Here is an 11,239-nt window from a genome sequence, read left to right as displayed (position 1 = left end):
CGGCGTTCGATCTGTACTTCATGGTCGCCTTCGGGGTGTTCGGCTACCTGCTGCGCAAGCTGGAGATTCCCATGGTGCCGATCATCCTGGGTCTGCTGCTGGGGCCGGAGATGGAGAAGAACCTGCGTCACACGCTGGACATCGCCGACGGCGACTGGACGGCGCTGTGGGACAGCGGTCTGGCCATCGGGCTGTGGGTCGTGGCCATCGTCGGCCTGGTGCTGCCGGTCATCGTCGGGCCGATCCTGCGTCGTCGCATGCAGGCGGCGGCTGGGCACGGCAACCAGACGGATTGAGTCAGCTTTCAGTGTTATTGGCACACCTCGCCAAACTTGTGTCGGGGGCATTTTCGTGTCGTGCTTATAGGCCTGTCGCGAAAGGGTAGCTATTGCTCATGAGAGGAAGGACAACGGCATCACTGGTTAAAGCGCTGGGAATCGGCGCCATCGGTGGTGTGGCATTTCAGGTGCTGGGGTTACCTCTGCCCTGGATGTTAGGTCCTTTGTCAGCCAATCTCGTGGCCTCGGCGCGGGGCATCGATGTCGCAGTCCCCGAGCGCTTGCGTGAGGCCTTTCTCGGTGTGCTGGGACTGGTTCTGGGAAGCCAGGTGACACCGCAGTTGGCCCAGCGTCTGCTCGACTGGCCTGTCTCAGCCATGTTGCTGTTGCTCGGGGTCGCGGCCTCCACCGCCGCAGCGGCGGCCTGGTATCGTCGGTGCGGATTCGATGCCGTCAGCGCCTGGTTTGCCTCGGCCCCCGGTGCCATGACCGCCATGATCATGCTGGGCGACAGGGTTGGCGGCGATCCGCAGCGTATCGCCATTGCCCAGTCGTTGCGGGTGATTCTGGTGATCCTGCTATTGCCGGCGCTGTTCTGGACCTTCGAAGACAGTACGGCCTCGGCGGATGCCGCGCGGGGCGGCCAGGCCGAGCATCTCTGGTTACTGCTGACCCTGCCCGTCGTGATTCCCCTGGGGCGTTGGCTAAACCTGCCGACACCATCGCTGCTGGCCCCGTTGCTGCTGGTGGCCGTATTGGGATTTTTCGGCATCGCCAGCCTGCAATTGCCGGCCTGGGGGATGGACCTCATGCTCTGGATGCTGGGCAGTGCCATCGGGGCACGGTTCCAGGGGCTGACGGGCAAGCGTTTGGGGCGCTATGCCTTTCAAGCCGGAGTTGCGACAGCCCTGGCCCTGGCCGTGCTTGCGGTATTTGCCGAACTCATTCATCTAAGTGTTGGCGTGCCCCGTGACGTTGCACTGTTGGCGCTTGCGCCGGGAGGCATCGGTGAGATGGCGATTGTCGCCGTGGCACTGGGGCTGGACCCGATGTTCGTGGCGTTTCACCATTTGCTGCGCATGGTTGCATTGATGATCGCTGCCCCGCTTTGGGTGCGATGGTTAAACCGGAAAAAACGCATGAGTGATGAGCTATGAGTGTGCGGAACTAAACCCGCAGCTTGAGGCCGCTATGGCGTTGGTGCGCAAGGCGGCCAACAGCCCAGCGCTGGATATCTCCGGGGGGCGGGGCTTGGTGGATATTGCGGCGAGATACGCGCAGACGTTTCTGTTGCTGCAACGCTATGACGAGGGCCTGCTGAGCGAGCCACAGGCGCAGCCGGGTGGTCGATTGCCGTCGCTGGAAGAGGTCCGGGCTGCGCTGAAAAGCTTGAAGACAGAGCTGATAGGGCGGGGCGAGCCGGCCTATCCCAGCGTCAGTGTAATCCCTTATTTTACATGCGGAGCCGCATAGCAGGCGAAATAGGGGCAGCCCGAGGCTTGCTCGTATGTATGATATGCGACGCAGAAGTAGCTAGCGCCTCGGCACCGTAACGAGCATATGCCTGCCTCGGGCTGGAGAAAATAGCAGCCCTTATTCGGTATCGGGAATTATCAATTCGACCTTTTCCTTGACGGTCTCCTGAAGCACTATCAATTGTTGAGCATCTGGGTCCATAAAATAAAGGCTAATATGACCTCCCGCCCCTCGATTACTGACAGGGCGATATTGATTCAAGAAATCATTAACGCGCGAGTCTTCAAAATGGGAGAGGTAAATCTCCATCCAAGTGAAATACTGGCTATCATCGAGGAAGCCAAGATATTGCTCCTGGGTAGCATAACCTTCCAATTCAGCTGGGTCTTCAACTACGGTAAGGAAAAAGTCGACGGCGTCGCTGATGTTTCTTCCATCAATTTCCTTGTCGAAAACATCGTAACCTTGGCGAGAAATAACTTGCATGTTTGTCACTAGATAAAGCAAGGCATAGTTTTGATAATGAACTGCCCTGCGTCCGCGCTGTATTTCCAAGGGAAGCGCCCCGTCCTTCGTGAGATCCGAGAGGGCAGAATAGACAGCGCTGACTCCGTAGCGGAAAAGTTCATTGTCTTCAGTAAGAATACCGACTATCGAGGAGTAAAGGGCGCGACGATAAAAATGGTTGTTGCAACAGCTACCGTTATCTCCACCGATAATTGAAGAATGATTGTGAGCCAGCAGATTGAGCCATTTGTCAATTGTTGTTTTTTCTTGCTCCATCCCTTCAATGCGAGGGCGGACTACGGAATAAGCCATGGCGGCCGCAAAAATCATGGATTCCGTCGAATACCAGGCTTGTCCATCACCTTGTTTATCCTGCCCTGAGTAATAGAAGTCTACCAATGCCTCGGATTCGGCCCATTTGTTTAAAAACTGTATGAGACATCTACCGTAATAAGCGTCACCCATGGTCGCAACATAGTTTCCCGCTAAGCTGCTTACTATATCTTCGAATTGAAAAAGGGGTTCGGTGGCTCGCTCCCAAGCATCAGGTTTTGGATAAAATCCTGGAATGCGTATTTCTTTATCCAATGGTGGTATGGAAAGAAGATAACGGCAGCTTTGCCCTAGCTGTAATTTGTCCTTCAAGCCAATTAATATCGAATTATGCGTGTTTTGTAATTCGTTTATGCGCTTGTCGACATTAAAGTATGAAGCATCAGGGTCGGTTACTTCGTAACTTCTTAGATCCAGTTTTTGACGTTCCTGGTAAGTGAGAGCTTGTGCCTCATTATGTGTTAAACCACTAAATAAAGGTACGGCAAAAGCTAGGGAAAGCACGCGTGCTAGTGTCGTTAGGTTAAGTTTCTTTATCTGCATGGTTTGATCATTCCTTTGATCAGATTGGTCCAGCATATTTGCTGTATTGGGGTTACGCAGAGTAACATATTTCAGCATTTTGCAAAACATACCTTGATAGCGTGCTTATTTTTAGCTTTTGGAATTTCATTGGAAATCCATGCGTCTGACCATGCATGGCGTGAGCGTGGTGCCCGTTTCAACGACCTGCTGCAAGTCCTGGACAACACCGCTGGCGTCGATTGGAATGACGCTGATCACATGCTCATGTAGGCCGCTGCAAACAGGTAAGCGTCGTTCTGGTCGGTATACCCGATCGCCTACATGCCGGGGTATACCTGTTATTGCTGACGGCGGTGATGGTGGTGATGGTCGTCATGCACTGAGTCGAATCGGGGCTTCACGAAGGCTGCATGTTCTCAGACTCTGGGCTATGGCAGCGTGCCGTGGCGAACTCCAGCATATCTTGGGCATACAGCCCCAGTGGCCCGATGGTGTTCATTATCGACGGTTCGATGTCGTAGGCGATCTTGCCGGATTCGTCGGATGAGGCATATATGCGCGTATTGCTCGAGCGGGCGTGTTATCGTCGGTTAAGAGTGGCACTACTCGAACAAAATTGATATGAGCGAACAGCTGCAAATTCTCATCTACGAAGATGCTAACAAGGCCGTCGACGTTCGCCTGGACGGCGGCCGCGAGACGGTATGGCTGACACAGCGGCAGATGGCCGAGGTGTTCGATACATCGACGGACAACGTTAGTCTCCACCTCAAGAATATCTACGCCGACGAAGAGTTGGACGAAATCGCAACTACCGAGGAATCCTCGGTAGTTCGCCAAGAGGGCCGACGTCAGGTACGGCGGCGAGTTCGCCTATACAACCTCGACGCCATCATTTCCGTGGGTTACCGCGTCAATTCTCGGCGCGCGGTTCGCTTTCGCCAATGGGCTACGCGCGTCCTGCGCGATCACCTGACCCAGGGCTGGACCCTGCATCAGCAGCGCTTCGAAGCCAATGCGCGGGAGTTGGAAGCGGCGATGACGTTGATGCGCAAGGTGGCCCACAGCCCAGCGCTGGATATCTCCGGGGGGCGGGGCTTGGTGGATATTGCGGCAGGGTACGCGCAGACGTTTCTGTTGCTGCAGCGATATGACGAGGGCCTGCTGAGCGAGCCACAGGCGCAGCCGGGTGGTCGATTGCCGTCGCTGGAAGAGGCCCGGGCTGCGCTGGAAAGCTTGAAAGCGGAGCTGATAGGGCGGGGCGAGGCGACCGAGTTGTTCGCCCGTGATCGCCACGATGGTTTGGCGGCGTTGCTGGGAAACCTGGATCAATCGGTGTTCGGTGAGCCGGCATATCCCAGCGTTGAGTCCAAGGCTGCGCACCTGCTCTATTTTGTCATCAAGAACCATCCTTTCGCTGACGGGAACAAACGTAGCGCGGCGTTTTTGTTCGTCGACTTCCTGCATCGTAATGGGCGCTTGCTGAACACAGCGGGTGAGCCGGTGATCAACGATATCGGCCTGGCAGCACTCACACTGCTAGTGGCGGAATCCGATCCGTCTAACAAAGAAACGATGATTCGGCTGATCATGAATATGCTCGTTGCTGACTCAGCGTCCGCTTAAATCACCGAAGCATAATAACCAACTGCTTGAACGCACTCAGCGTATGCCTTGGCCTATCAGAACTCCCAAGATAGTGATCGCAATTCCGGTCAGTTGTGCCGCTTGCGGCTCGATGCCCATGGTCATCTGGATCAGCAGAGCGAAGATGGGCACGAAGTTGAAGAATATCGAGGTCTTCCCAGGGCCACGGACCGCAATGCCGACACTCCAGCCGCCAGGGTGAACGAGCCACACTTTTGGGTGGTTCTGGTGCCCCCCATAGTGGGCTTTGCCCACTACACGGCGGCGCGGATGATTGGCTCTCGGATTGATTCCCGGGAGACCGAAATCATGAACATGAGGCATAGCGCTACGGCCGCTGTCGTTATGTACACGGACGCACTGGATGGCGTTCCTACGGGGCAGTGCCTCGCCGGTACATCAGCGGAAACCGTCGAGACCGTGCTTCGGTTGATTGGCGATGCCCAAAGCGTCTTGCGTAACGATAGCGAAACCGCGATCGTGCGGTTGGCCCAGGCGATCGATCTACTGGGTCAAGCTGGCCGAACCGGTTCGGCGAGCACCCGCTTCAGTGGGGGGCTGGCGGGATGGCAAATCAAGCGTTTGGATAGCTTCATCGATCTGCATATCGAGTCCACCATCCGTACGACGCAGTTGGCGACGGTCCTCGGGCTGAGCGTCAGCTACTTTTCCCATGCGTTCAAGCAGGCCATGGGCGTTGCCCCCCAGGTCCACGTTGCGCACAGGCGTATCGAGCTGGCTCGTCAGGCGATGCTGAGGAGCCGGCTGCCGTTGGCCGAAATCGCGCTCAATCATGGGTTTTGCGACCAGTCCCACTTCAGCCGCACGTTCCGTCGTGAAACGGGGCTCACCCCGCAGAAGTGGCGGCGGTTGTACGGCCAACCGGAGAGCACCGAAGGGCATAGCGTCGTGAGTTGATTCGACGGTAACGCATTATTGCTAGCAACGGGCGCCCGCGCGGCGCCCGTTGCCCTATTGCTCAAGGCGGTTGGCTAGGACCGGCTAGCCCCTTCAGTCCATCTCGGGTAGCTCGTTGGGGCGTAGGTCGAATACCAGCACTTCGGCCTGCTCGCCGTTGGCGATCAGCAAGTCTTCGGCGTATCGCAGCCTCATGCCATCGCCTTCGCTCAGCCGATTCCCGTTGACGGTCAGCGAGCCGCTCGCGACGTGGACGTAGACGTGCCGCTCGCCAACGAGAGACAGCTGTTCTCGCTCGCTTCCGTCGAACAGGCCAGCGTAGACCCGCACGTCCTGATTGATGTTCAGCGAGCCGCCTTCGCCATCGGCCGAGAGGATGAGTCGCAGCTTGCCGCGCTTCTCTTCCTCGCTGTAATGCTGCTGTTGGTAGCGCGGTGTGGTGCCCTTGGTGGCAGGAACTATCCAGATCTGCAGGAAGTGCACCGGCTGCGTCTTGCTGGCATTGAATTCGCTATGCGCGACACCGGTACCGGCGCTCATCAGTTGGACGTCACCGGGACGAATCACCGACCCCGTCCCGAGCGTGTCCCCATGCGCCAGTGCGCCTTCGAGGACATAAGAGAAGATTTCCATGTCGCGGTGTGGGTGCTTGGCGAAACCGCCACCGGCTGCCACTCGGTCGTCGTTGATCACCAGCAGATCGGAAAACCCCACCTGATGGGGATCATAGTAAGAGGCGAAGGAGAAACTATGGCTGGACTTCAGCCAGCCATGATCCGCCTGGCCTCGGTCGAATGCCTTGCGAATCTCGGTCGTGTCGATCATTTCGCTATCTCCATGGAGCGACTGACCCTGGGGCAGGGCAGCCAAGCGTGCCGATAGGGGGCTTCATCACGCTTACCATGCCCGAAGGCGGCGACCTCGGCTTGGATCGGCGTGCGGTAATTGTCTGGTTGTGCGGTTCAAAGCTCGATGAAGCCGCGCTGGATGCCGATCGCCACCGCGTGAGTGCGATTGGTTGCGGCGAGCTTCTCCATGATGCTGCGTAGATGCCCCTTGATGGTGTCTTCGGTGATCCGCAGCTGAGAAGCGATCTGCTTGTTCGACTTGCCCTGCGCGACGCACTGCAATACCTGAATCTCGCGGGCGCTCAGGCCATCCTTGTCGAGATGGCTGGCGAGCTCGGCGGCTATTTCCGGTGGGAAATGGCGCTTGCCGGCGGCCAGCAGTCGTATGGTGTCGACGAGTTCCTTGCGCAGCGTGCTCTTGAGCAGGTACGCCATGGCGCCCGCCTTGATGGCATGCAGCGCCCGCACGTCGCCGCGGTAGGTGGTGAGTATGGCGATACGCGCCTCGGGAAATTCTGCGCGTATCGCGGTAATCGCCGCGATGCCGTTGATGTCCGGCATCTGCAGGTCCATCAGGGTGACGTCCGGGCGCAGCGTTCGAAACGTTTCCAGCGCTTCGCGGCCATCGCTTGCCTCGGCCACTAGGATCATGTCGGTTTGTCCGTCGATGACCGCGGCAATACCTTCGCGTAGCAAGGGGTGATCATCGACCACCATGACGCGGATGGGGGGCTTCGCTGACGACACGTTTAGCTCCTTTGATTGCGCAGACGCTGCCACCAACGCTGAAAGCGGGAGGGCAGGCGTCGGTAGGCCGACGAGGCCGGTATGCTGAGGCGAATCTCGGTACCCTTGGGACTGGTGCGCTTGATCGTCAGCTTCGCACCGACATTGCGTGCGCGTTCGTGCATGCCGCGCAGGCCCCAATGCGCCGGGCGTCCGAGTGGTGTGAGATAGGCCGCATCGACGCCGACTCCATCGTCGCTGACCCGCACCTCGAACTCTCGCAAGCCATAGGCGACATGTAAGTGTATGCATGTGCCACTGGAGTGCTTGAAGGCGTTGACGATGGCCTCGTGACCGATGCGGTAGGCTTCCTCCCGGACGAGAGGGTGTAGTGGCCGGCGACTCCCTCGGGCGAATGCCCTGAACTCGGCCGCGCCCTCCAGCGCGCACTCGCGGCCTACCCTGGCCAGGGCCGCGAGCAGGCTCGTGGATGAAGCCTCGGCGCTGCGAAGGTCCAGCACCCGGTCGCGCCCCTCGCTGAGCACCTGGTCGGCACGGTCGAGGGTCTGATCCATCTTGACCCGCGCCGGTGCATCTTCGGGAATCGTTTGCGCGACGGCCTGGAAACGCAGCATCAGCCCCTGAACGCCTTGCAGCAGGGTATCGTGCAGCTCTCGGGCTATGCGCTCGCGCTCGGCGTGCCGCTCCTCCAGGCGCGCGCGCAGTTGCTCGGCCGAGCGCCGCATGCTGGCGCGGTAGAGCCGCCACAGCAGGACGGCCAGTAGCAGGCCGGCAGCGAGGAGGAAAGGCGGCTTCAGGTAGAACACCTGCGGTACGCTGAAATTCAGCGTCGCCTCGTCCTGGCTGGCGATGCCGTCCTGGTTGAGAGCGACGACGCGGAAGCGATAATCGCCCGGAGCAAGCCCGGTATAGATGGCCTGACGCTGGGGCCCGGCGTGGTGCCAGCCACGATCGAAGCCGTCCAGGCGGTAGCGGAAGTGCATCGCCTCCGGCGCCGACAGGCTGAGTGCGGTATAACCGATCTCGATTCGTTGCATCGTGGCCGGCACTGTCGGTGACGTTGCCGAGACCTCGCCACCGTCGACACTCACGGACTCGATGGCCACTTTCGGCGTGGCGACGCGCTGAGCGTGGCGGGTGGGATCGATCTGGACGACGCCGTTGGCGGTAGCGAACCAGAGGCGTCCGTCGCGACCGCGGACCGCGGTCGGCAGTGGAAGTACCTGATGCGGATCGTTGGCCAGGCCGCCCATCACATCGTAGCTTCGGTAGCGAATATCATGGTCGGGATTCGCCATGGCCTGCGCCAGTTCGGCGGCCGGCAACTGATAGATACCCGATTTCGCATGCACCCATAGATCCTCTCCTGCAAGGGCGGGATGCACTTGCGAAGGCACGGTAATGATCGCGTAGATATTGTCGAATAGCCCATTGTTGGGTAGCCGCAAGCCGTGGAAGCGTCGTCCGTCGAAATACGCCATGCCGCGTTGGCCGCCGACCCAGGCGTGCTTGCCGTTGGGGGCAATGGCGGTGACATGGCCGATGTCCAGGCCATCGGCGCTGCCCCACTGGCTTGTGTCGCTACCCTGCCGGGTTACGATCAGGTTGTCGCGATAGCCGAACCAGAGCCTGCCCCGGCCATCGGCCGAGGCGCTTACGGGCATTGTCTGGCTGGGCCGGGAGGTGGGCGCCGGCATGGGCTGCCAGTGTCCGTCGCGCCAGGCGAACAGGCCCAGCCGGTTGATCGAAACCCATAGCGTGCCACTCGCGTCCAGTGACATGGCGCGCACCGAGGAATCCAGCGCCGCAGCGGTTGGCAGTGGCGTGAGCGGCTCCAGGCGGTCGCCGCGCGATCGCCAAATCCCGTTGGGCCCGCCCATCCAGATGCGTCCCTGGCCGTCCGTTAGCGCCGCGGTGACCGGCGGCGGCATGTTCAGCGTGTCCAGGCGGCCCTCCCTCAAGCGCATCGCGGGCAGGTTGCCGCTACCGACCCAGAGGCTGCCATCGGCACCAGCGGCCAGCGCGGGGTTGATCGCATTGTGAGGCAGCGGGGCGGTGGTCACGGCGCGTGGACGAAAGCGATCGAGCCCCGAGCTGGTTCCCACCCAGATGTTGCCTTCGCTGTCTTCCAGCAGCGGCCAGATGTAATCCGAGCTCAGGCCGTCCCGGCTGGTATATTCTTCCACCGCCGCACCGTCCGCGCCTGGCCATGCGGAGGGCTGGGCCATATAGCGGATGCCATTGCCGACGGTGCCGACCCACAACGCGCCGGTGCTGTCGAACAGCAGGCCGTTGCTGCCGCCGGCCGGATTGGGCAGCCGCGAGATTCCGCGAGTGGCGGGGTCGAACCTCTGCAGCGTGCCGTCATAGCGGTCGGTCACCCAGATGGCGCCATCCGGCGCCTGGGTCACCTGGCTCGCCCAGTCCACCGCCAGTCCCGAATCGACGAAGGCAGGCGCGCCGTTGGGCAGGTAAAACAGGCGCTCTTCATTGGCGGCCCACAGCCCCCCGTTGCGGTCGACGAATACCGAGCGTGCATGGCGACCCGGAAAATGCAGCTGTGCGGAAACGCGCTGCCACTGCTTGCCATCGAAACGCGCCAGGCCGTCATTGGCGGCGGCCCAGATGTTGCCCTGCCGGTCTTCGGCGAGTTCGTAGACGACCCCGCCGGGCAGGCCTGCCTGGGGTGGGTAGCGGGTCATCTCATCCGCCGAGATGCGACGCACGCCACCCGCGCGTAGCCCGACCCACAATTCGTCGTCGGTTGCCAGCAATGCCGAGACGGTGCCCAGTGCCTGGCCGTCGGGAGGTTGATAGCGGGCGAAGCGCATGCCGTCGAAACGAAGCAGCGAGTCATTGCTACCAAGCCATAGATAGCCGTCGCGCGTCTGTGCCAGGGCGCCTACTTGGCTCGGACCGTCGTCGGCGGCGGTCCAGCGGCTGTGTTCCAGCTGACTGATGACACGGGCCGAGCCCGGAGACGACCAACTCAGAGCGACGAAAATCAGCCATAGCAGGACAGCGGTCTTGACGATGGCCGCGGAAGCGACAGGCGTAGCACACTTGCCGAAGTCCCCAGGCAAGACGGCTCTATTGGTTGGAACCTTCATGTATCAGCGCCCGGTAAGCTTATTAGAATCGTCCTGACTGGGCCTGTGACCATTCGATCGAGTAGTCCGCTACTTCTTCCCAGTTCGGCTCGGCGATCAGCCAATGGCTGCGACCGGCGAAACATTTGTATGAAGTGGGCGCAATCGAGCGGTGATGATGATGATAGATGGATACCACGAGGCTGGCTCGGATGACACGGTCATTTTTTCCAGCGATCAACAGCAGGGGAGCACGTTGGTCATTGGCGAAGTCGACGCCGCTGTCGATACCCAGCACGGCTTGGTAGAGAATGCGCCGCGGGATCGCCACGCAGTACCGCCGGTATGCCGCATATTGTTCCTGAGGCGACAGGTATTGCGCGACCCTGGCAGCGAAGTGCGCGAAGGTCATCTCCACCTGCAACTCGTGCAAGCCGCCCTTGAGCAGTAGCGGTAAAAGGGCGAAGGCCAGGATGTCCCGCCGGACGCCGCGCGGCGGGACGGGAGCAATGGCGATCCCGGCCGAGCCCAGGCCGCGGTCGAGCAGCATCTGGACGACCAGGCCGCCGAACCCGTGACCGACGAGCAAAGGCGCAGCGGGCAGGCCCTCGGCTATCGATGCGTAGTGATCGATCAGTTGGGCGATGCCCAGGATGGCCGGCCGTGTCGCTGGTGGCATCCCTTCGGCTGGAGGGCGCGGCGCGTGCCAGGGCGGCACGATACAGGTGTATCCGCAGGCTGCGAAGCGGCTCTTGAAATGCTCCCAGATAGCCGTTGTCAGCCAGGCATCGTGAATGAACAGCACTGGCCTGTTCATGGTCGATACTTGGCGTGCGATTCGTGGCGTAACCGCAAATAGCATATCGGGCCG

At 60.2% G+C, this 11,239-nt stretch carries 9 protein-coding genes and 1 pseudogene; 5 read left to right on the top strand and 5 right to left on the bottom strand.

Annotated features, from left to right (window positions below; genetic code table 11):
- The 3 genes and pseudogenes from MHM84_RS13625 to MHM84_RS13615 form a co-directional block, all read left to right on the top strand.
- A pseudogene (locus tag MHM84_RS13625) lies at positions 1–296 on the top strand (tripartite tricarboxylate transporter permease); the annotation flags it as partial.
- Positions 297–394: 98 nt separating this feature from the next.
- Positions 395–1,435 carry an AbrB family transcriptional regulator gene (locus MHM84_RS13620; protein WP_239266896.1) on the top strand — a complete coding sequence of 347 codons (1,041 nt, stop codon included), beginning with the start codon at positions 395–397 and terminating at the stop codon, positions 1,433–1,435.
- A gap of 34 nt (positions 1,436–1,469) precedes the next feature.
- Complete coding sequence (locus MHM84_RS13615; protein WP_239266895.1) at positions 1,470–1,751, top strand: hypothetical protein; 282 nt, start codon at positions 1,470–1,472, stop codon at positions 1,749–1,751.
- Between the two features lie 120 nt (positions 1,752–1,871).
- Here the strand turns inward: MHM84_RS13615 and MHM84_RS13610 are convergent, their stop codons facing one another.
- A complete protein-coding gene (locus MHM84_RS13610) occupies positions 1,872–3,215 on the bottom strand; it encodes an alginate lyase family protein (RefSeq protein WP_239266894.1) in 1,344 nt (447 codons plus the stop codon).
- Between the two features lie 525 nt (positions 3,216–3,740).
- On the opposite strand from MHM84_RS13610, the gene MHM84_RS13605 reads away from it, so the two are divergent.
- Together MHM84_RS13605 and MHM84_RS13600 are read left to right on the top strand one after the other, a co-directional pair.
- The gene (locus MHM84_RS13605; protein WP_239266893.1) at positions 3,741–4,745 is read left to right on the top strand and encodes a virulence protein RhuM/Fic/DOC family protein; all 1,005 of its coding nucleotides are present in this window, start codon (positions 3,741–3,743) and stop codon (positions 4,743–4,745) included.
- Between the two features lie 330 nt (positions 4,746–5,075).
- Entirely contained in the window at positions 5,076–5,684 is a 609-nt protein-coding gene (locus tag MHM84_RS13600) for an AraC family transcriptional regulator (RefSeq protein WP_239266892.1), read from the top strand.
- A 93-nt stretch (positions 5,685–5,777) separates the two neighbouring features.
- Here the strand turns inward: MHM84_RS13600 and MHM84_RS13595 are convergent, their stop codons facing one another.
- The 4 genes from MHM84_RS13595 to MHM84_RS13580 all read right to left on the bottom strand — a co-directional run bounded on the left by MHM84_RS13595 (position 5,778) and on the right by MHM84_RS13580 (position 11,185).
- A complete protein-coding gene (locus MHM84_RS13595; RefSeq protein ID WP_239266891.1) occupies positions 5,778–6,509 on the bottom strand; it encodes a pirin family protein in 732 nt (243 codons plus the stop codon).
- Between the two features lie 137 nt (positions 6,510–6,646).
- The gene (locus MHM84_RS13590; RefSeq protein WP_239266890.1) at positions 6,647–7,279 is read right to left on the bottom strand and encodes a response regulator transcription factor; all 633 of its coding nucleotides are present in this window, start codon (positions 7,277–7,279) and stop codon (positions 6,647–6,649) included.
- Positions 7,280–7,281: 2 nt separating this feature from the next.
- Positions 7,282–10,389 (bottom strand): sensor histidine kinase, encoded by a 3,108-nt coding sequence (locus MHM84_RS13585; protein ID WP_239266889.1) that lies wholly within the window; start codon positions 10,387–10,389, stop codon positions 7,282–7,284.
- Positions 10,390–10,411: 22 nt separating this feature from the next.
- Positions 10,412–11,185 carry an alpha/beta hydrolase gene (locus tag MHM84_RS13580; protein WP_239266888.1) on the bottom strand — a complete coding sequence of 258 codons (774 nt, stop codon included), beginning with the start codon at positions 11,183–11,185 and terminating at the stop codon, positions 10,412–10,414.
- Between the last annotated feature and the right edge of the window lie 54 nt (positions 11,186–11,239).

The organism is Halomonas sp. McH1-25, assembly GCF_022348165.1.
Taxonomy (GTDB): Bacteria; Pseudomonadota; Gammaproteobacteria; order Pseudomonadales; family Halomonadaceae; genus Modicisalibacter.
The sequence above is the reverse complement of the archived record's forward strand: the minus strand, read 5'-3'. Positions and strand labels throughout refer to the sequence as shown.